Genomic DNA, 20,583 nt, shown 5'->3' with positions numbered 1-20,583 from the left:
CGCATCTTCGGTAAAGCGGTCGCGGCCAAGCATTTCCTCTCGTACATGGATCATCACGAAAGGGACTGTTTCTTCCAAACGATGCTGATAGAAGCGATGCGATGGGGGCCAGCGAACAGCCGAACGACGAGGTGGAGGCAGGAACTCGTCGGTTCCGCGCCAAGCGCGACGCGATCCTCGCCGCCGCCGCCGATGCGATCAACGAGCAATCCGCAAAAGGCATGACCTTCGCGGATGTCGCCCGCCGCGTCGGTCTGAACACCACCAGCGTCACCTATTACTTCAAGCGCAAGGAAGACCTTGCCGCCGCCGCATTCGAGAACACGCTCGAACGTCTGTCGGAGATGTTGGCGGACGCGATGCAAGAGGCAACGCCGCAGGCGCGCGTCGCCCGCTTCCTGTCCCTGAACATGGCGCGCCTCGCCGCGATCCAGCGCGGCGAGGAAACCGCGTTTGCGGTCCTGTCGGACCTGCGCGCCACCGAGGATCCGATCAAGTCGCGCCTGCTCGCGGGATGGCAGCGGGTGTTTCGCGAGACGCGAGCGCTGTGGGGCGAACCGAAGGACCGGGTACACAAGGACCTCGCGGGCGCACGCGCGCACGTCCTGCTTGAAAACACCTTCTGGCTGTCGCTCTGGCTGCAACGCTACGATCTCGACCAGTATGGCCGGATCGAGGCGCGGCTGATGGACGTGTTCGCGCACGGTATCGCCGGCAAGGATGCGGACTGGCACCCTGAAATCCTCGACCTCGACCATGACGAGCGCGAACCCGGCCGCGCCGCGTTCCTGCTGGCGGCGACGCGGCTGATCAACGAACTCGGCTATCGCGGCGCGTCGGTCCAGCGGATCGCGTCGGAACTGAACGTCACCAAGGGCAGCTTCTACCACCATCTCGATGCCAAGGATGAGCTGGTCGTCGCCTGCTATCGCCGCAGCTTCGACACGATAGCCGCCGCGCAGGCGCAGGCGGACGCGGTCGGGGGTACCCACTGGCACCGCCTGTCGAGCACGATCGCGACGTTGCTCGACGTGCAGTTCTCGCAACGCGCACCGTTGCTGCGCACGACAGCGCTCAGCGGCCTGCCGCCGGGGGAGCGGCGCGCGATGGTCGATCGGTCGGATCGGATCGCACGCCGTTTCGCGGGCATCATCATGGACGGCATCGCGGAAGGATCCTGCCGCCCGGTCGACGCACTGGTGGCGGCGCAGGCGCTGATGGCGCTCCAGAACGCGGCGTTCGACATGCGCAAATGGGCGACCACGATGCCGCGCCCGACCGCGATCGCGCTCTACGCATCGACCCTGTTGTTCGGACTGTTCGACGATCGTCTCGCGCGATAGCGTCGGGTCATGACCCGCATCACCTATCGCAGCTATCTGCGCCTGCCCGACCTGCTCGACTGCCAGTTGCCCTTGTCGGACGCGCATGACGAACTGCTGTTCATCACGATCCATCAGGCGTCGGAACTGTGGCTGAAGCTGTGCCTGCACGAACTGCACGCCGCGCGCGACCACATTGCGCGCGACGAACTCAGCCCGGCGTTCAAGATGATGGCGCGGGTCGGCCGGATCATGGCGCAGCTCATCCAGTCGTGGGAGGTGCTGGCGACGATGACGCCCGCCGATTACGCGATGATGCGCGGCAAGCTCGGCACGAGTTCCGGCTTCCAGTCGGACCAGTACCGCCGCATCGAATTTCTGCTCGGCAACAAGAATGCCGGGATGCTCGGGCCACACGCGGCCGAACCCGCCGTCCACGCGGTGCTTGCTGCCGACCTCGCCGCCCCCAGCCTGTATGACGAGGCGATCCGGCTACTCGCCCGCCGTGGGTTCGCAATCGCCGAAGACCATTGCGAACGCGACTGGACGAACCCCTATACGCCGCATCCCGACGTCGAACGTGCGTGGGCCGCCGTATACGCGGATACGGCGCGACACTGGGACCTGTACGAGCTCGCCGAAAAGCTCGTCGATCTTGACTACCGCGTCCAGCTCTGGCGCTTCGGCCATTTGAAGACCGTCGAACGCGTCATCGGCTTCAAGACCGGCACCGGCGGCACCGCCGGCGTCGCTTATCTCGCCAAGGTTCTGGAAACGCCCTTCTTCCCGGAACTGCTGACCGTCCGGACGGCGCTGTAACCGACGGCCATCGGCAGTTCGCCGATGGCCGCTCGGGATCAGGCGAACCGCACGCCGACGGTCTTGCGGCGGCGCATCGCACCACCGACCATGCCGAAGCCGCCGATCATCATCGCCCAGGTCGCTGGCTCCGGCACGGCGCCGGCACCGAAGCTGGTGACGAGCGCATTGCCGCCCGTGTAGGTTTCGCCGTTGGCGTATTGGTACAGCCGCTCGGTCTGGAGCCTGGAACCGTCCGCCTGGAAGAACGACGAGTAGCTGACGGAGGTCGTCAGGCCGGTGACCGACACCTGCATCAGCAGATTGCCGAGCGAGGGATCGTACGTGAAGCGACTGCCGTCGAAGGTCAGCGTGTCCGGCATCGCGCCGGAAACCGAGAAGCTGCCGAAATTCGACAACAGCGCGCCGCGATTGCTGGCGGCGTTTGTCGACAGCGATCGCGGCGCGTTCGGCGAAAGATAGAAGGCGATGTCATAGGTCGCGCTGTCCATCAGGCCACCTGACGACTTGAAGAAACTGACGGAGCCGATCGTCGTCGGCGACGTGAATGCCGATGCCGTATAGACCTGCTGATACAGCGAGCCGCCGCCGCCATAGCTTTCGCCAGCGAAGCAGCTGACGGGATAGCAATTGCCGCTGTCGTAATTGCCGACCGTGACCGTTCCCGCCAGGGCAGGAGCCGCCACGGTCGCCAGCGTCATCGCCGCCAGAATTGCTCCACGCTTCATCATGTCAAATCCCCCTTGAACCGTTCGTTGGTGCGGTAAACTCCGCCCTGACACTGTCGCTAGACCGGTTCGACGGCGGCCGGATAGCGATGAAGATGGTGAATAAACGACCGTATCCCATTGGGACGTTAAGGGTATTTCGAAGGTCCGGCCCTTCGTCCGCTTTTTATCGGGCGACCTGTTCCGACGCGATGTCGGCGGTTAAGCATCGTCCATGCCGCAATTCAGCCACCGCGCCGTTCCGATCGTGCTTGCTGCGGCGGTGATCGACGTAATCGGCTTCGGCATCGTCATGCCGGTCCTGCCCGCTCTCGTAACCGAACTCGGCCATGTCGGGCTGGCGGAGGCGACACGGATCGGCGGCTGGCTGCTCGCGGCCTTCGCCGTCGCACAGTTCTTCGCCGGCCCCGTGCTCGGGCAACTCGGTGACCGATTCGGGCGCAGGCCGGTTTTGGTGCTGTCGATGCTGGCGTTCGGGCTCGACTATCTGCTGATGGCGGTTGCGCCGTCGCTCGGCTGGCTGCTTGTCGGCCGCATCGTCGCCGGCATAGCGGGCGCAACCTACGGTCCCGCGGGCGCGGTGATCGCCGACGTCACGCCGGAGGACAAGCGCGCGGCCTCGTTCGGCCTACTCGGCGCGGCGTTCGGGATCGGCTTCATGATCGGCCCGGCGCTCGGCGGCCTCGTCGCCGGGTTCGGTCCGCGCGCCCCGTTCCTGCTCGCCGCGATGCTCGCCTTCGCCAACGCCGCAGCGATGATCGCGTTTCTGCCGGAAACGCTCGCTCCCGAGAACCGCCGCCCTTTCCACCTGCGCGACGCCAACGTCGTGGGCGCATTCCGCCCCCTTTTCGCGGCGGGCAACGCCACTCCGATCCTGATCGCATGGTTCCTGTGGCAGCTTGGCAGCATGGTCTATCCTGCGACCTGGTCGTTCTGGGCGGCGATCCGCTTCGGCTGGAGCCCCGGAGCGATCGGCTGGTCGCTCGCCTGGGTCGGGCTGCTGACGGTATTGGTGCAGGCGACGATGACCGGACCGGCCGTGAAGCGCTTCGGCGAACTTGGTGCGGCGGCGATCGCGATGGCCTGCTCCGCTGCCGCCATGCTGGCGCTCGCCTTCGCCACCGCGGGGTGGCAGGTCTACGCATTCTTCCTCGTCGGCGCGTTCGGAGCGTTCGCCTACCCCGCCCTGTCCGGTCTCGTCAGCCGCATGGTCGGTCCAGACCGGCAGGGCGCATTGCAAGGTGGGTTGTCGAGCATCACCAGCGTGGCGGAGATCATCGGCCCGTTGATCGCGGCACAGGCGCTCGCGACCGGCGCCTTGGCGGGGTTCGACGGCGCGGCGTTCCTCGTCTCCGCTGCACTGATTGCCGGATCGGGCCTGATCGTACTGGTCGCCGCCCGCCGGCTGCCCAGGGAAGCCGCCGTATGAACAGCCTCGCCGATATCATCGCCGCCATGACGCCGACAGCGGACGGTTGGCGCGCCACGATCCCGGATGCGTGGCTGCAAGGGCGCACGGCGTATGGCGGACTATCGAGCGCGCTCGCACTCCATGTCGCGCAGCGATGCGCTCCCGACATGCCCCCGCTTCGCTCCACGCAGGTGGCGTTCGTCAGCCCGTTGGCGGGCGACGTCACGGTCGCGGCCACGCTGCTTCGACGCGGACGCAATGCTACCTTCGTACAGGCCGACGTCACCGCCGACGCAGGGCTCGGCCTGCGTGCGACATTCGTGTTCATGCGGCCGATCGAATCCCGCGTTGATCATCGTCGCGGAGCGGCACCGTGCCCGCCACCTCCCGCGGATGCGGCGCTGCTTCGCGGCATTCCGGCGATCCCGTTCACGCAGCAGTTCGAGATGTTCGACCCGCCTGTGGAAGCAGGCCCCGCAGAGTGGCTGCGCTGGATTCGCCTTGCCGATCGAACCGGGCTCGATCCCACGATCGAGTTGCTCGCCGTCGCCGATGCGCTGCCCCCTGCGGCGTTGAAGCTGCTCGGCGGGCCAGCCCCGGTGAGTTCGATGACGTGGCTGCTCAACCTCCTCGATCCCGTTCCCGCCACGACCGATGGGTGGTGGCTGTTGCGGGCGCGGACGGATCATGCCGCGGCGGGCAATTCCAGTCAGGCGATGGCGATCTGGAACGCCGCGGGACAGCCCATCGCCGAACAGATGCAGAGCGTCGCGATCTTCGGCTGACGCTGCGACATCTTGCGACACTCACACTGCGTAGTGGACATATGCCCGCGACACGGATCCGCGATACGGTGACGACGGACGGGCAGCCCGCCCCGTCGACCGGAGCCGCTTCATGGAACCCTTCACCCTGATCCTCGCCGCGCTGCTGGCGCAGACCTCTGCCGACTCGATGCCGCCGGCTCCGCCGCCACCGCCTGCCCGCGCGATGATGCAGGCGGATGCGAATAGCGACGGCATCGTCACTCGCGACGAAGCACTGGCGCAGGCCGATGCGCAGTTTGCGGCGATGGACACCGACCACAACGGCAAGCTCACTGGAGAGGAACGCCGCGCCGGCATGGCCGCGATGCGTGCTGCCCGCACCGGCGGCGACACGCCCCGCCCGCCCCGCGGTGATGGTCCTCGGGATGGCGGCCCTCGCGATGGCAGTCCCCGCGGCGGCGGCTACATGGGCGGCGGCGACATGACCCAAGCCGCTTTCCGCGACCGCGCTGCCCAGCGTTTCGACCGGCTCGACGCGGATCACGACGGCACCGTCTCTCGCGCCGAAATGACCGCTGCCCGTTCCGCAATGCGCGGCGGTGATCGCCCGCAGCCGCCTGCCGACGAATAGGCACAGGCTTTCCGGAGGCTACGGCCATGCTACAGCCCGACATCATGGGAGATCAGCCGCATTTGCTGCTCGTCGACGACGAGCGCTCGATCCGCGAACCGCTGGCGGTGTACCTGACCAAGCAGGGCTTCCGCGTCACGCAGGCCGGCGACGCGGAGGCCGCTCGAACTCGGCTGACCGCCTATGCGATCGACCTCGCGATCATCGACATTATGATGCCGGGGGAGGACGGGCTGTCGCTCTGTCGCCACATCGCCGCGACCAGCGACGTACCCGTCATCCTACTAACCGCCAAGGCGGAAGAAACAGATCGCATCGTCGGGCTGGAGATGGGCGCGGACGATTATGTCGTGAAGCCCTTCTCCCCGCGCGAGCTGGCGACTCGGGTCAAGGTCGTGCTGCGTCGGACACAGGCGGGCGCGACCCGGCACCACGCGCCGGAAAGCGGCTCCTACGCCTTTGCCGGCTGGGTCCTGAAATCGGGCGAACGCGCGCTCGTCGATCGCGAGGGCGTGTCGGTGCCGCTGTCCACCGGCGAGTTCAACCTGTTGCTCGCGCTGGTCACGCGGCCGCGTCAGGTGCTGACCCGCGACCAGTTGCTCGACCTGACGCAGGGTCGCGAAGCCGCCGCCTTCGACCGCGCGATCGACAATCAGGTGAGCCGCCTCCGCAAGAAGATCGAGGTGGACGCCAAGAACCCCGACATCATCAAGACCGTGTGGGGCGGCGGCTACACCCTTGCGGCCGAGGTAACGCGGCTATGAGGATGGGGGTGCTCACCCGCCTCTGGCCGCGCCGTCTCGCCACGCAACTCGGCCTGCTGATCGTGCTAGCCTTGTTCGTGGCGCAGGCGATCAACTTCACGCTGCTCCTGCGCGAGCGGCGTCAGTTCGCGCTCGAACAGATCACCGGCCCCGCCGCCACGCGCTTCATCGATGCCAGCGAGCGGCTCGCGGCGGGCAAACCGATCACGGCCGACCGCGGCCGCGTCCGGCTGATGGCCGTCAGCCCGATCAGGCGCGGAATCATGGCGGAGCCGGAGGTGGCCCGCGCACTGCGGGGTGCGTTGAACGATGCCGGTCTGCGCGTCGAACGGATCGACACCGCGCTCCGCCCCTTGCGCCGCAACGATCCGATGCTTCGCCGCATGCCGCCGCAGCGGGTCGAGCGCATCCTGCGCGACGCCGACGAACTCGTCATCGCCGTTCAGCGCCTCGATGGTCGCTGGCTGATCCAGCGCATGCCGTGGGGCCACACCGACAGCGACCTGATCTGGCGGCTCGTCGGCCAGACCGCCATCCTGTTCGTCGTCGTCCTGATTCCGGTCCTGCTCGCCATTCGCCGCATCGCCCGCCCCTTGCGCGACCTGACGCTGGCGGCGGAGCAGTTCGGGCCGGGCGACGTGGCCGATCCGGTGCCCGTCCGCGGCCCACAGGACGTCGCGGCGCTGGTGACCGCATTCAATGATCTCCGCTATCGCGTCACCGCGATGCTCGACGAGAAGGACCGCATGCTGGGTGCGATCGGTCACGATCTGCGTACGCCGCTCGCCGCCCTGCGCGTCCGCATCGAGTCCGTCGATGACGATGCCGACCGCAACAAGATGGCCGACACGATCGCCGAGATGAACCGGACGCTGGACGACATCCTGTCGCTTGCCCGACTCGGCCGTCCCAGCGAACCGCCGACCGAGGTCGATCTGTCCGCGCTCGTGGACGCAGTCGTGGAGGACTTTCGCGACCTTGGCGACGACGTGGAATTCGTCGAGGCCGAACGATTGAAGATGCGGCTCCGCCCCTCGCTCATGCGCCGCGCCGTTCGCAATCTGATCGAGAATGCGGTGAAATACGGACGCACCGCCGTCGTCCGGATCGACCAGCTGCCCGCGGCTGTCGCGATCGTCGTCGCGGACAGCGGCCCCGGCATCCCCGCCGACCGGCTGGAGCATGTCTTCGACCCGTTCACCCGGCTGGAGACATCCCGTAATCGGGAGACGGGCGGCATCGGCCTCGGCCTGGCCCTCGCCCGCGCGATCGTCCGCGAGGCGGGTGGCGACATCGTTCTCACGAACCGCCCCGAAGGCGGCCTCGCCGCGACGATCACCCTGCCGGCTTGAGTCCTCTCAGCAGCGCCAGCCCACCAAGGCTCAGCACGCCCGCCGCGACGAGGTACATACCGACCAGCCCCAGCCCGCCCCGCGCGACCAGCCATTCCGCCGCGATCGGCGCGCTCGCCCCACCGATGATGCCGCCCAGATTGAACGTCATCGACACGCCCGTGTAGCGCACGCCCGCCGGAAACAGTCCCGGCAGCCATCCGCCGAGCGGCCCATAGGCGAAGCCCATCACGAACAGCGCCAGCGCCAGCCACAGGAAGATCACCACCAGCGATCCCGCCCCCAGCATCGGCCCCATCGCCAGCCCAACGAGTACGCAGCCCGCGAAACCCAAAGCCAGCACGCGTTCCGGCCGGCGACGGTCGGCCATGACGCTGGCAACGATCACCCCGGCGGCGAGAAACAGGATCGCGGCCAGTTCGACGCCCAGAAACACCTGTCGCGAGTAGCCGAGGGTGCGCGTTCCGTATCCGAGCGCGAAGGCCGTCGCGAGATAGAAGATCGCGAAGCATGCGACCACCGCCGCCGTGCCCGCGACGGTCGCGCGCAAATGCCCGCTCAGCAACGTCGCGATCGGTACCTTCGGCAGCGCCTCCGCCGCCGCCGCTTCCTGAAACGCCGGCGTCTCCGTCAGGCGAAGCCGCACCCACAAACCCAGCGCCACCAGCACCGAACTCGCGAGAAACGGCACGCGCCAGCCCCATTCGCGGAACTGCTGATCGGTCAGGAATACGCCGAGCACCAGGAAGAAACCGTTCGCGGCGATGAACCCCACGGGCGCCCCCAGCGGCGGGAACATGCCCCAAGTATATCGCCGGTGCGGCGGCGCATTCTCCACGGCGAGCAACGCCGCCCCGCCCCATTCGCCGCCCAGACCCAGCCCCTGCCCCAGCCGCGCGATGCACAGCAGCAGCGGCGCGATCCAGCCCGCCTGCGCATAGGTCGGCAGGAACGCGATCGCGACGGTACTGCCGCCCATCAGCAACAGGCTGGCGACCAGCGTCGACTTGCGGCCGACGCGGTCGCCGAAATGGCCGAACGCCACCGCCCCGACCGGGCGCGCGATGAACGCCAGCCCGAATGTGGCATAGGACAGCATCGCCTGCGCCGCGCCGCTCGTCTCCGGAAAGAACAGCGGCCCGAACACCAACGCCGCCGCCGTCGCGTAGATGTAGAAATCGTAGAACTCGACCGCCGTGCCCGTCAGGCTGGCGAGCAGGATGCGGCGGGTGGAGGCGGGTGTCATGCGTCCGACCGTAGCGCGGGCAACCTACGCCGCCAACGCTATGCGAGCATCGACGATCAGTAGCCCAGCGCCTTGGTCAGGTTCAGCAACAGCCAGTACAGCGTGCCCGACAGCAGCATCGCCACCGGCAACGTCATGATCCACGCCAGCGCCATGTTGCGCACCGTGCGCCCCTGCAGGCCAGCACCGTTCGCCACCGAGGCACCCGCCACGCCGGACGACAGGATGTGCGTCGTCGACACCGGCATGCCGAACCGCTCCGCCAGCAGGATCGTGGAGGCCGCCATCAGCTCCGCCGACGCGCCCATGCCGTAGGTCAGGTGGGTCTTGCCGATTCGCTCGCCGACCGTCACGACGATCCGCCGCCAGCCGACCATCGTCCCCAGCCCCAGCGCCAGCGCGACGGTGATCTTCACCCAGAGCGGGATGTAGCGCGTGCCGCGCTCCAGCTCGGTGTTGTACGCCTTCAACGTCTTGACCTGCGCGTCCGTAAACGTCGCCTGCGCGCCCTTGTCGGCGGTCACCAGCTTGGTCGTGTCCAGCACCAGATACATGTCGTTGCGCAGGTTCGGCACCGCCGCAGCGGGAACCTTGCCCAGCGAGCCATAGCCGCCGATCCGCTCCGCCACATCGTCCGACAACGTCGCCAGCCCACCATAGACGGCGGTGTCCGCCACCTTCTTCGTCCGCAGCGCCGCGGTGACGCGCGCACGCGCCGCTTCCACCGACGTCAGCGGCTGCCCGTGCGCGGCATAGGCGGCGGAGGCGGAGGTCGCCGCCTGCACGAACGCCGGCGTCGCGCTTTCCGGCACGGTACGGTTGAGCGCATAGGCGGTCGGGGCGCAGCCGATCAGGATCAGCATGATCAGGCCCATTCCCTTCTGCCCGTCATTGCCGCCATGCGCGAAGCTGACCGCCGTGCACGTACCGATCAGCAGCGCGCGGATGCCGACCGGGGGCGGCGCATCGGCCGCCGGCTCCCGGTACAGTTCCGGCTTGCGGAACAGGCGCTTCATCACCAGCAGTAGCACGAACGCGCCCGCGAAGCCGATCAGCGGGCTGATGAGCAGCGCCGACAGCACCTTCGTCACCTGCGCCATGTCGACGCCCGATCCGCCGCCGTCCGACAGCAGCTGGTATGACAGGCCGACGCCCAGGATCGAGCCGATCAACGCGTGGCTCGATGAATTCGGCAACCCGACATACCAGGTCGCCAGATTCCACAGCACCGCCGCCAGCAGCAACGCGAAGATCATCGCGAAGCCGCCAGCCGAACCGAGGTTCAGCACCAGATCGACCGGCAACAGCGTCACGATCGAATAGGCGACCGCCCCCGACGATGCCATGACGCCGAGGAAATTCCACGCGCCCGACCATACCACCGCCAGATGCGCGGGCATCGCGTTGGTGTAGATGACGGTCGCAACGGCGTTGGCGGTGTCGTGGAACCCGTTCACGAACTCGAACCCCAGCGCGATCACCAGCGCCAGCCCGAGGAAGAGGAACACTCCGCCCGCGATCTGCTCGCCGACCTGCTGCGTGTCCGTGAGGATACTGATCCCGGCATAGCCGAGCCCGCCGACCAGCAAGGCGGCGAACAGCCACTTGCCGGCGAACGGGAATCGGTCGTCGAGCCGGGGGCCACGGGCGTGCGAGACGGACTCGCCGCCCGTCAGAACGGTGCTTGCCATGATGCAACGATCCCTGCTCGACTTGGGTGACACTTTGATGACACACAAATCAATGTCGGGCGGCGATCGTCCCTAGCCGGGATAGTGCGCGAACTCCGGCAACGCCTCCAGCCGGCGGGTCCACTCGAGGCGTTCCGCGGTCTGGATGTGGGCGGAGGGGGCGAAGGCGGCCGGATCGTCCAGCGTCGCCGACTGTACGTCGACGATCCCCGGCAGCATCGCGGCGTTGCGATAGAACAGCCCGCTACCGCACGTGCCGCAAAACGACCGGCGGCCATGCTCCGAAGAGGCATAGACCATCGGCGTTCCGGTGACCGTCACCTGCTCCTCCGGCCACGCGATCCAGCCGACCATCGGTGCTCCCGCGCTTCGCCGGCAATCCTCGCAGTGGCACAGCGCGTGATGCGCCGGCTCCCCGCTGGCGACATAGCGGATCGCCCCGCAATGACAGCGGCCGCTGGTCGTGCTCGTGTCCATCTCCTTGTCTCCCATATTCGTCAAAGATACGGCGTGAGCGTCAGCGCCACCGGTCGCGCCGGTGCGGAGCCCCGGCTGACGGTCAGTTGTGCTATCGCACCCGTCCGTCCGCCGATCTGGCGGAGTACGTCGCTGCCGTCCGCCGCCGCCACGATGTCACCGACCGCGATACCCGCCGCCGCGGCCGGGCTGCCCGTACCGACCGCCGCGACCTTCCAGCGATCGTCGCCGCCGCGATCCAGCCACAGACCGGACATGCCGTACCGCTCCTGCACCGGCGGCTCGACGCGATGCTCCTTCAGCCACAGGTCGCGGGTGCTGGTGACGGTGGACAAGTTGAAATGGCGCAGCACCCCCAGGCCGATGATGCCGTTCTGGTTAGACCCGATGCCGTCGCTGGCCGCGCGCAGCGTCACCAGCGGGCGCTCCATCCGCGTCCCCGCGAAGTCGAGCGAACCGGCGCGCACCACGCGGGCGATGCCGGCGGCACCGGCGATCCCGGACGGGCGAGTCGGTGCCCAAGGCCGCGCGTCGTTCCATAGGCCGACGCGCTTGGCGAAGGCGTTGTCGACCGTCACACCACCCGGTGCGCCGGTGTCCAGCAGGAAACGGCCGTCACGACCGTCGATCGCGGCATCTCCGAACAGCCGCCGGGACCCGGCGCGCGGCCCGGTCCCCTCGGCGACGAGCGCATTCTTCATCTGCACATAGCCGTCGCGCGGCGGTCGCCCGTCCGGATAGGCGCGCCACTCGCCCGCCTCGAAATCCAGGTCGCTATCGATCGCGGTCAGGAAGCCCGCCGCCACCGCGCCGTGCACGTCGCCGCCGAACCGGAAAGCACCATTCAACCCGGCGAAAGCCACCGACGTCTGCCGCGCGCCGCCACCGAACACCACGTCCCTCGCCAGATAGACCGGCAGGTACGTGCGCCCGCCGATTCCACGCGCCGCGGTCTGCCCCGTGATCTGCATCTTCAACTGCTCGGCGAAGTCGGCGTTGATGAAACTGAGGACGCCGCCCGTATCCAGCAAGAAGTCGAACGGCCCCTGATCGCCGATGGTCAGCGCCATGACGACGCGAGAACCCCGCAGTTGCACCTTGCTGACGATCACGCGCGGCTCGGCCGCTCCGGCCCGCGAACCGACAGCCATACCGCTCATCCCGAACAGCGCCGTCGAAAGGAAATCCCGTCTGTCCACGGCCTTCTCCCGCGCCATGCCGACGCAATCCGGATTATACGGCGGGTCGCGGCGCGCGCAAAGCCCGCGTGGCCGGCTTCGCCTCCGTTGCGCTTGCTCCTGACGCGCGCGTTCCCTACCTGTTCGATCGTGACCGACAGCAATCTCGCCGACCCGCCATATCTCAAGGGCTTGAACCCGCCCCAGCGGGAGGCGGTGCTGACCACCGACGGACCGGTGCTGATGCTGGCCGGTGCCGGTACGGGCAAGACTGCGGCGCTGACTGCCCGGCTCGCGCACCTGCTGTATACGCGCAAGGCGTGGCCATCCGAGATCCTCGCGGTGACCTTCACCAATCGTGCCGCGCGCGAGATGCGCGAGCGCGTCGGTCGGCTGGTCGGCGAAGCGGTCGAGGGCATGCCGTGGCTCGGCACCTTTCACGCGATCGGCGCGAAGATGCTGCGTCGGCACGCCGAGCTGGTCGGGCTGCAATCCAACTTCACGATCCTCGACACCGACGATCAGCTGCGCCTGCTGAAGCAGCTCATCCTCGCCGCCGACATCGACGAGAAGCGCTTTCCGGCCCGCAGCCTTGCGGGACTGATCGACGAGTGGAAGAACAAGGGGCTGACCCCGCGCGAGATCGATGCGGGCGAGTCCGAACGCTACGCCAACGGTCGCGGCGGTGAACTCTACCAGCAATATCAGGACCGGCTGAAGGCGGTGAACGCCTGCGATTTCGGCGACCTGCTGCTGCACATGCTCGTCGTGCTGAAGACGCATCGCGACGTGCTGGAGCAGTATCAGACCCGCTTCCGCTACATCATGGTCGACGAGTATCAGGACACCAACAGCGTCCAGTATCTGTGGCTTCGCCTGCTCGCGCAGGAACGCAAGAACATCGCCTGCGTCGGCGACGACGACCAGTCGATCTATTCGTGGCGGGGCGCGCAGGTCGAAAACATTTTGCGCTTCGAAAAGGACTTTCCCGGCGCGAAGGTCATCCGCCTCGAACAGAATTACCGCTCGACACCGCACATCCTCGGCGCGGCGGGCGGCGTTATCGCCAATAATAGCGGACGGCTCGGCAAGACGCTGTGGACCGAACTCGACGCGGGCGAGAAGGTCCGCGTGTTGGGCATCTGGGACGGCCCGGAGGAGGCGCGCCGCGTGGGGGACGAGATCGAGTCGGCGCAGCGCGGCGGGACCTCGCTGGACGACATCGCCATCCTCGTCCGCGCATCGCACCAGACCCGCGAGTTCGAGGATCGCTTCATCGCGATCGGTATGCCGTACAAGATCGTCGGCGGCTTCCGCTTCTACGAACGCGCCGAGATCCGCGATGCGCTCGCCTATCTGCGCGTCGTCAATCAGCCCGCCGACGACCTCGCCTTCGAACGTATCGTCAACGTGCCCAAGCGCGGGCTCGGCGACAAGGCGGTGGCGAAGGTCCACCAGCTCGCGCGCGCGCTGAACGTGCCGCTGACCACCGCCGCCGCCCGTATTCTCGACAGCGACGAACTGACCGCGCAGGCGCGCAAGTCGCTGGGGCGTCTGGTCGGCGACATCGCCCGCTGGCGGGAGATGGCGACCACCCTGCCCCACCCCGAACTCGCGCGCCAATTGCTGGACGAGAGCGGCTACACCGCGATGCTCCAGGCCGAGAAGTCGGCCGAAGCCGCGGGTCGGCTGGAGAACCTGACCGAACTCGTCCGCGCAATGGAGGAATACGACTCGCTCGGCGCATTCCTCGAACACGTGTCGCTGGTCATGGATAACGAGGGCAGCCGCGACGACCCGAAGGTCACGATCATGACCATCCACGCCGCCAAGGGCTTGGAGTTCGACACGGTTTTCCTCGCCGGCTGGGAGGAGGGGTTGTTCCCGTCGCAGCGCGCGATCGACGAGGGAGGCACCAAGTCGCTGGAGGAGGAACGCCGCCTCGCCTACGTGGCGATCACCCGCGCGCGCCGCCGCGCCTTCATCCTCCACGCCGCCAACCGCCGCATCTACGGCCAGTGGACCTCGTCGATCCCCAGCCGCTTCGTCGGCGAACTGCCGCCCGAGCATGTCGATGCGGAAACCAGCATGTCGGGCGGCGAATCGCTATGGCGCGCCAACTGGTCGGAACATGCCGATCCGTTCGCGGACGTGGCGCGCGGCGCGGGTCGTGGTCCCGGCTGGCAGCGCGCGGCGGGCCAGATGGGCACGTCCAGCTTCACCACCGCCCCGAAGCGCATCGTCGAGGCGCGGTCGAGCGCGGTCAGCCTCGGCAACAAGGGCCGCGACGATCTGTCGATCGGCCTGCGCGTCTTCCACCAGAAATTCGGTTACGGCGCGATCGCCGAGATCGAAGGCAACAAGCTGGAGATCGACTTCGAAGCCGCCGGCCGCAAGCGGGTGATGGACAGCTTCGTCACGATCGGCTGAGCGCCGCGTCAGGAGACAAGTTCACCCAGCGCCTCGCGCAACTCCGTCTCGCCGAAGGGACGGGACAGGAACCGCGTGCCCGGCAATCCGTCGAGCACCGGCGGCAAGTGCCCCGACGTCACGATCACGTTCACCGCCGGCCAGCGGTCCCGCACGATCGCTGCCAGCGCCAGCCCGTCGACCGATCCCGCCATGTCGATCCCCGTCAGCACGACCCGAATGTTCGCGTTTTCGCTCAGGATCGCGACGGCCGCTTCGGCCTCGCCGACGCCGATCACGCCGAGACCTGCCGCCTCGACCCGATCGATGGCGTCCAGCAACAGCAGCGGCTGATCCTCGACGACCAGCACGGTCGCCACATGTCCCGCACTCACGACCGCCGCCCGCCGGCCAGGTCAGGGATCCAGCAACTGGTGGAGCGGAGCCCGAAAGTCCGCCGCAAACCCTTCTGCCGTATAGAGTTTCTCGACATGGCCCGTTCCTACCAGACCCATGTTGATAAGGCGTGAACCAAACCCCTCGCGTGTCGGTGGCCGTGCCGGCGGTCCGCCTGACTCCCGCCAGTGCAGCACCAGTTCCTCGCCCTCGACCCGCCAGTCCACCGCGATACGGCCGCCCTCCACCGACAGCGACCCATATTTCATCGCATTCGTCGCCAGCTCGTGCATCAGCATCGCGATCGACAGCACCGCGCGCGGTGCCAGCATCAGCTCCGGCCCGCTGGTGTCGATCCGCTCGCCGTCGCCATCGCCTTCCGCGAATTTGGCGTGCACAGACAGCGTTTCGCGGACGATCGTCTCCATCGAAGAATGATCCCAGTTGTCGCGCAGCAGCACATCCTGTGCGCGGCCCAGCGCGACGATGCGGTCGGTGAACGCCCGCACCAGCGGTCGTTCCTTTACGTTGCGCAGCGATTGCGTCGCGATCGCCTGCACCATTGCCATGCTGTTCTTCAGCCTGTGGCTCAGCTCGGACGCAACCACGTCGGCCCGGCGCTTCGCCTCCACGCCTGCGGTGGTTTCGGTGCCGGTCAGGATCGCGCCCTCGACCGTGCCGTCCGCCGCACGAACAGGACTGCACGAGAAGGTCATCCACGCCTCGTCGCGAAACCCTGCGCGCGTCACCGCCAGCTGGCAATCGTGCACCAGCGTAGCGCGGCCCTGCATCGCTTTCTTCGCGAACTGGCCCACATCGCATTCGGCATGCGCGAACGCCTCCGACAGGCGCACGCCTTGGCGGTCGCAGCGAAGGATCGGACGCAGCGCATCGTTGACGATTGCGATCTGCTCCGCGCCCCAGATCAGCGCGGCCGGCAGCTTCGCCTCCAGCACCCAGGTCGCGGCGCATTTCAGGTGCGGCGACCACGCCGCGATCGGACCCAGCGGCGTGCCGGACCAGTCGTGGTCGATAACGGCCGCGACGGCGGGACCGCAGGTGCGATCTCCCTCGATCAGGAACGACAAAGACCCATGACCCTGCAAATGTCGTTTCCTTGCAAACACTTGCCATTGTTTATGGCGTAAACTTGTTCTCCGCTCGATAAACCAGATCAACGTTCCGCGATCTCTTGCTTGCGCGGTTCAGGAACCGTCCGGGTAGCGGCTCGTAGAGCGTGCCGAGCCCGATTCGCGGGCAGGAGGTCCAGTGTCATGCTTTCCCGTGTCATGAGCGTTGCCCTTGCCGGCATGACGCTCGCCGTTGCCAGCCCCGTCCTCGCCCAGTCCGGTGCCGACGACGCGCGCTTCGCACAGGCGCAGTCGCGGTTCGATCGCGAATACCAGCTCTATCGGCAGGAGGTGGACGTGTATCAGGCCGCCCGCAGCCGTGGCGGCTATCGCCAGCCTGCGTACCCGCAAGGAAATGACGGATATCGGCGTGCGCCGGACACGTACGGCGATGACGACGGCGATGACGGCGCGTACGATCCCGCCCGCGATTACCGCACCGGTCCGAACTACCGGGAGCGCGTGTTGTCGAGCGACGACCGTGTCTACGCCGGTTACGACGGCCGTTACTACTGCCGCCGTTCGGACGGCACCACCGGCCTGATCGTCGGCGGTGCGGCTGGCGGCGTGCTCGGCAACGTCATCGACGGCGGTCGCTCGCGCACCGTCGGCACCCTGCTCGGAGCGGCGGCGGGTGCGCTGGCCGGTCGTGCGGTCGAACAGAACCAGCAGCAGGTCCGCTGCCGCTGATCCGATCCGTGACCCCGGCCGACGCCGGGGTCACGAACTGCGCTCAGTCGACCTCGACCCCCATCAGCGCGACGTCGCGATATTTGGGATCGGCGGGGACGAACAACGCGCTGGGCGTGAAGCGACGCGGCGTCAGGCGAAGCGAGGCGAGGCCCGCGAGCTTGAACGTGCCCATCTTCTCTTCCTTCGGCGGCTTGCCGTCGCGCTCCAGCGTGGTCGCGTCGACGTAGAGCTCGTCGTGGCGCGTATAGATCATATGCGGCGCCAGCGTCACCTCCCCGCGATTGTAGATCGCGGCGACGCACTGGCGCTTCACGATCGCCTCGAAGATGGTGGCGGGCGACGGCGGCGGACCGGCGTCGGCGGCGGGGCGCTCGATGGTCATCTGTGTACTCACGTCCCTCGTGATGCGCTTTTTGCCGCAGCGCAGCAAGAGCGTACATTCGTATGCAGTCGATCGTCCCACGCCGGTACGACCACGTCTCGTTTTCGGGAACGGGTGGCGGCCTCGCCGGTTGCAGCAGCATGAGCGAAACCGCGGATCGCAGCGACCCCGATTTATGGGATGAGGTAAAGCGGGCGGTCACCGCCGGCGCGAAGGGCGGCGAGCCCGGTGAATGGTCCGCGCGCAAGGCGCAGATGGCGGTCGCCGAATACAAGAAGCGCGGCGGCGGCTATGTCGGCGACAAGGACCCGCATAACAGCCTGCACGAATGGTCCGAGGAGGATTGGGGCACCAAGTCGGGCAAGAAGAGCGGCGACACGCACGAACGCTACCTGCCGAAAGCCGCGCGCGACGCGCTCAGCGACGAAGAATACCGCCGCACCACCGCCAAGAAGCGCGCCGACACGAAGAAGGGCCACCAGCACTCCGCTCAACCCGCCGACGTGGCTGAGAAGACCGCCCCGTACCGCGACCACCGCACGAAGGCGGACCTCTACGCGGAGGCGAAGAAGCGCAACATCGCGGGCCGATCGACGATGACAAAGGAAGACCTGGCCAAGGCGCTGTCCACCTGAAACCGCTCCTCCCCTGCGAGGGGACCGCTGCGAAACAGCTCCGCTGCCTGCCACCGGTCGCCACCCCGGCCCTCGCGGGGGTGGCAGGACAGGATTTTACAACGATCCCTTTGCAGGAAGGGATATCGCCGGAACTACTTCCCCGACCCCATCAACGCCTGCGCGAAATACGTCGTCTGCAACGCCGCCAGTCGCGCACCCTGCTCGATATCGGCATCGCCCGAATGGCCGCCCGCGGTGTCCTCGTAGAAGAGGTACGGCAGCCCGTATTCCTTCATCCGCGCGGCGAACTTGCGCGCATGCTGCGGCCCGACGCGGTCGTCCTTGGTCGTCGTCCAGATATACGGCTCCGGATACTTCACGCCCTTCCTCAACTGCGCATAGGGCGAGATCTTCTCCAGGAACGCCGCCTCGTCCGGGTTCTTCACCGACCCGTATTCGTCCACCCACGACGCGCCTGCCGCGATCTGTTCGTAACGGACCATGTCGAGCAGCGGCACCTGGATCGTCACCGCCTTCCACAACTCCGGATGCTGCGTCATCTCCACGCCCATCAGCAGCCCGCCGTTCGAACCGCCATAGATGCCCAGCTTCTCCGCGCTGGTCAGCCGCCGCTTGAACAGGTCCTTCGCGATGCCGGCGAAATCGTCGTAGATCACCTGCCGCTTGGTCTTGCGTCCGGCATCGTGCCACGCCGGCCCGAACTCGCCGCCACCCCGGATGTTCGCCAGCACGAAGCTGCCGCCGCGCTCCAGCCACAGCTTGCCCGTCACCCCGGCATAGCTCGGCAAGCGCGGCAACTCGAACCCGCCATACGCCGTCATCAGCGTCGGCGTCGTTCCGTCCAGCGGCACATCCTTCCGATGCACGACGAAGTACGGGATTTCGGTCCCGTCGCTCGACGGTGCCTCGAACTGCTCGACGACCAGCCCGGTCGCATCGAACTGCGCCGGCAGCGTCTTGACGGTCTTTGGCGCGGCCGGGTGCGCTGCGTCGATCGTCACCAATTGGGTCGGCGTCAGGAAGCCGGTCACCGACAGATACGCCAGGTCGCCGCGATCGTCCGCGCTCGCCAGGTTGATCGCCATGTTGTCGGGCACCGGCACCTCGGTGCGGGTCCAGCCCGACGCGCCCGGTGCGTAGACCGCCGCCCGGCCACGGACATTGTCCAGATACGTCACGATCAGCCGCGACTTGGTCGTGGTGACCCCGTTCACCGCCTGCCGCGGCGTCGGCGCGAACACCACGCGCGGGTTCAGCACGCCACGCTCGACCTCGCCCAGCGGCGCAGACGCGATCGCGCCGGTGGGGATGTCGCCCCACGGCTCGCTGGTGGTGAAGATCACCTGTCCGTCGACCATGCCCGTCGGCTGCGCCCGCGCCGGCATGTCGAGCTTGCGCGTGCCGTTCGGCGTCCACACCAGCGTGTCGCCACCGAAGAACGTCGTCCGCCGCTGGATCGTCACCAGCCGGTGGCCGGCCGCATCGGTGATCGTCTGTGCATAGGTGCCGAGCTGGTCGCCCGGCTCGCCGCGGAACACCTCGGTCGCGGACGCCAGCGGCTGCCCGCGCTTCAACAGCTTGACGACGAACGGATAGCTCGACGCGGTCAGCGTGCCCGCACCCCAGTCGCGGCTGACGAGCAACGTATCCTTGTCGACCCACGTCGCGCCCTGTTTGGATTTGGGTAGGTCGAAGCCGCCTTCAACGAACTGCCCCGCGGCCAGATCGAACTCGCGATAGGAAATCGCGTCTTCGCCGCCCTCCGACAGCGCGACGAGGCACAGGCGCTCGTCCGGCTGAAGGCAGGTCGAGCCCTTCCAGACCCACTCCTTCCCCTCCGCCTTGCCGAGCGCGTCCATGTCGATCAGCGTCGTCCATTGCGGGGTCGCGGTCGCGTAGCTGGCGGGCGTGGTCCAGCGCCAGATGCCGCGCGGATGCTCTGCATCGCGCCAGAAGTTCAGGATACGTCCGCCGGTCTGCTCCGGCATCGGGATGCGATCCTTGGACGATGCGATCGCCAGCGCGTCGGCGTAAAAGCCCTTGTAGCGCGGATCGTTCTGCAATCGCGGCAGGGTGCGGGCGTTCTCCGCCTCCACCCACGCCAACGGCTTTGCGCCGTCCTTGTCTTCCAGCCAGATATACGGGTCGTTGGTCATCGTGCCGCTCTGCGCAATCGCACCATCCGTGGCAACAAATCCCATGATTGCCACTGCCGTCATCAACATCGCCCGCATTGTCGCTCCCTTGTCGTCGCGTCGCGCCCTTGTAGCGCGACGCGACGGGGAAGCTACACCCGGCGGCCGGTGAACAACTGGACGAGCCCGACGATCAGCGCGATCACCAGCAGGATGTGAATTAGGCCCGCGCCGATGTGGAGGGAGAAGCCCAGCAACCAGAGGATCACGAGGATGACGACGATGGTCCACAACATGCGCTTGGCTCCTGTACTGCTCCCGAACCCCGTCAACGATGGTTCCCCGCGCGCGTTCCCTGAAGGTTTGCTCGCCGCCGCAAGGCGCTGACGCTTCGTCCGCTGCGCCGCCATTGCG

20 protein-coding genes are annotated in these 20,583 nt (G+C 67.5%); 10 read left to right on the top strand and 10 right to left on the bottom strand.

Going from position 1 to position 20,583, the window contains the following annotated elements:
* Nucleotides 1–101 precede the first annotated feature (101 nt).
* Both AC0CH8_RS14565 and AC0CH8_RS14560 read left to right on the top strand, forming a co-directional pair.
* On the top strand, nucleotides 102–1,343 hold the full coding sequence (locus AC0CH8_RS14565; RefSeq protein ID WP_465240529.1) for a TetR/AcrR family transcriptional regulator: 1,242 nt from the start codon (nucleotides 102–104) through the stop codon (nucleotides 1,341–1,343).
* A gap of 9 nt (nucleotides 1,344–1,352) precedes the next feature.
* Nucleotides 1,353–2,141 carry a tryptophan 2,3-dioxygenase gene (locus tag AC0CH8_RS14560; protein ID WP_465240528.1) on the top strand — a complete coding sequence of 263 codons (789 nt, stop codon included), beginning with the start codon at nucleotides 1,353–1,355 and terminating at the stop codon, nucleotides 2,139–2,141.
* 38 nt (nucleotides 2,142–2,179) lie between these two features.
* On the opposite strand, the gene AC0CH8_RS14555 is transcribed toward AC0CH8_RS14560, so the two are convergent.
* The gene (locus AC0CH8_RS14555; protein ID WP_465240527.1) at nucleotides 2,180–2,872 is read right to left on the bottom strand and encodes a PEPxxWA-CTERM sorting domain-containing protein; all 693 of its coding nucleotides are present in this window, start codon (nucleotides 2,870–2,872) and stop codon (nucleotides 2,180–2,182) included.
* A 211-nt stretch (nucleotides 2,873–3,083) separates the two neighbouring features.
* Here AC0CH8_RS14555 and AC0CH8_RS14550 point away from each other — a divergent pair, with 211 nt between their 5' ends.
* The 5 genes from AC0CH8_RS14550 (at nucleotide 3,084) to AC0CH8_RS14530 (ending at nucleotide 7,794) form a co-directional block, all read left to right on the top strand.
* Complete coding sequence (locus tag AC0CH8_RS14550; protein ID WP_465240526.1) at nucleotides 3,084–4,298, top strand: MFS transporter; 1,215 nt, start codon at nucleotides 3,084–3,086, stop codon at nucleotides 4,296–4,298.
* Entirely contained in the window at nucleotides 4,295–5,065 is a 771-nt protein-coding gene (locus AC0CH8_RS14545; RefSeq protein ID WP_465240525.1) for a thioesterase family protein, read from the top strand. The genes AC0CH8_RS14550 and AC0CH8_RS14545 overlap by 4 nt, the downstream gene beginning before the upstream one ends.
* Nucleotides 5,066–5,177: 112 nt before the next feature.
* Nucleotides 5,178–5,678, top strand: a complete 501-nt coding sequence (locus AC0CH8_RS14540) for a hypothetical protein (protein WP_465240524.1) — start codon at nucleotides 5,178–5,180, stop codon at nucleotides 5,676–5,678.
* A gap of 44 nt (nucleotides 5,679–5,722) precedes the next feature.
* On the top strand, nucleotides 5,723–6,442 hold the full coding sequence (locus AC0CH8_RS14535) for a response regulator (RefSeq protein ID WP_204196095.1): 720 nt from the start codon (nucleotides 5,723–5,725) through the stop codon (nucleotides 6,440–6,442).
* Entirely contained in the window at nucleotides 6,439–7,794 is a 1,356-nt protein-coding gene (locus AC0CH8_RS14530; protein ID WP_465240523.1) for a sensor histidine kinase, read from the top strand. The genes AC0CH8_RS14535 and AC0CH8_RS14530 overlap by 4 nt, the downstream gene beginning before the upstream one ends.
* Here the strand turns inward: AC0CH8_RS14530 and AC0CH8_RS14525 are convergent.
* The 4 genes from AC0CH8_RS14525 to AC0CH8_RS14510 form a co-directional block, all read right to left on the bottom strand.
* Nucleotides 7,778–9,040, bottom strand: a complete 1,263-nt coding sequence (locus tag AC0CH8_RS14525; RefSeq protein WP_465240522.1) for an MFS transporter — start codon at nucleotides 9,038–9,040, stop codon at nucleotides 7,778–7,780. The genes AC0CH8_RS14530 and AC0CH8_RS14525 overlap by 17 nt on opposite strands.
* Nucleotides 9,041–9,096: 56 nt before the next feature.
* Nucleotides 9,097–10,731, bottom strand: a complete 1,635-nt coding sequence (locus tag AC0CH8_RS14520; RefSeq protein WP_465240521.1) for an inorganic phosphate transporter — start codon at nucleotides 10,729–10,731, stop codon at nucleotides 9,097–9,099.
* Nucleotides 10,732–10,803: 72 nt separating this feature from the next.
* Nucleotides 10,804–11,208, bottom strand: coding sequence for a GFA family protein (locus tag AC0CH8_RS14515; RefSeq protein WP_465240520.1), 405 nt, complete (start codon nucleotides 11,206–11,208; stop codon nucleotides 10,804–10,806).
* A gap of 20 nt (nucleotides 11,209–11,228) precedes the next feature.
* A complete protein-coding gene (locus AC0CH8_RS14510; protein WP_465240519.1) occupies nucleotides 11,229–12,407 on the bottom strand; it encodes a pepsin/retropepsin-like aspartic protease family protein in 1,179 nt (392 codons plus the stop codon).
* A 129-nt stretch (nucleotides 12,408–12,536) separates the two neighbouring features.
* Here AC0CH8_RS14510 and AC0CH8_RS14505 point away from each other — a divergent pair, with 129 nt between their 5' ends.
* Nucleotides 12,537–14,816 (top strand): ATP-dependent helicase, encoded by a 2,280-nt coding sequence (locus AC0CH8_RS14505; protein ID WP_465240518.1) that lies wholly within the window; start codon nucleotides 12,537–12,539, stop codon nucleotides 14,814–14,816.
* An 8-nt stretch (nucleotides 14,817–14,824) separates the two neighbouring features.
* Here AC0CH8_RS14505 and AC0CH8_RS14500 read toward each other — a convergent pair whose 3' ends face one another.
* Together AC0CH8_RS14500 and AC0CH8_RS14495 are read right to left on the bottom strand one after the other, a co-directional pair.
* The gene (locus tag AC0CH8_RS14500) at nucleotides 14,825–15,190 is read right to left on the bottom strand and encodes a response regulator (protein ID WP_465240517.1); all 366 of its coding nucleotides are present in this window, start codon (nucleotides 15,188–15,190) and stop codon (nucleotides 14,825–14,827) included.
* Between the two features lie 21 nt (nucleotides 15,191–15,211).
* Nucleotides 15,212–16,279 (bottom strand): PAS domain-containing sensor histidine kinase, encoded by a 1,068-nt coding sequence (locus AC0CH8_RS14495; RefSeq protein ID WP_465240516.1) that lies wholly within the window; start codon nucleotides 16,277–16,279, stop codon nucleotides 15,212–15,214.
* A 201-nt stretch (nucleotides 16,280–16,480) separates the two neighbouring features.
* Here AC0CH8_RS14495 and AC0CH8_RS14490 point away from each other — a divergent pair, with 201 nt between their 5' ends.
* Nucleotides 16,481–17,011 carry a glycine zipper 2TM domain-containing protein gene (locus AC0CH8_RS14490; protein ID WP_465240515.1) on the top strand — a complete coding sequence of 177 codons (531 nt, stop codon included), beginning with the start codon at nucleotides 16,481–16,483 and terminating at the stop codon, nucleotides 17,009–17,011.
* A 43-nt stretch (nucleotides 17,012–17,054) separates the two neighbouring features.
* On the opposite strand, the gene AC0CH8_RS14485 is transcribed toward AC0CH8_RS14490, so the two are convergent.
* Entirely contained in the window at nucleotides 17,055–17,396 is a 342-nt protein-coding gene (locus tag AC0CH8_RS14485; RefSeq protein ID WP_465240514.1) for a hypothetical protein, read from the bottom strand.
* A gap of 140 nt (nucleotides 17,397–17,536) precedes the next feature.
* Here AC0CH8_RS14485 and AC0CH8_RS14480 point away from each other — a divergent pair, with 140 nt between their 5' ends.
* Nucleotides 17,537–18,031 (top strand): hypothetical protein, encoded by a 495-nt coding sequence (locus tag AC0CH8_RS14480; RefSeq protein WP_465240513.1) that lies wholly within the window; start codon nucleotides 17,537–17,539, stop codon nucleotides 18,029–18,031.
* A gap of 134 nt (nucleotides 18,032–18,165) precedes the next feature.
* Here AC0CH8_RS14480 and AC0CH8_RS14475 read toward each other — a convergent pair whose 3' ends face one another.
* On the bottom strand, nucleotides 18,166–20,268 hold the full coding sequence (locus tag AC0CH8_RS14475) for a prolyl oligopeptidase family serine peptidase (protein WP_465240512.1): 2,103 nt from the start codon (nucleotides 20,266–20,268) through the stop codon (nucleotides 18,166–18,168).
* Between the two features lie 53 nt (nucleotides 20,269–20,321).
* Entirely contained in the window at nucleotides 20,322–20,465 is a 144-nt protein-coding gene (locus AC0CH8_RS14470; protein WP_204193820.1) for a lmo0937 family membrane protein, read from the bottom strand.
* Nucleotides 20,466–20,583: the final 118 nt, after the last annotated feature.

The organism is Sphingomonas sp. AC435 (genome assembly GCF_979253005.1).
Note: the sequence above shows the minus strand (reverse complement) of the source record. Positions and strands in the feature narration are given on the sequence as shown.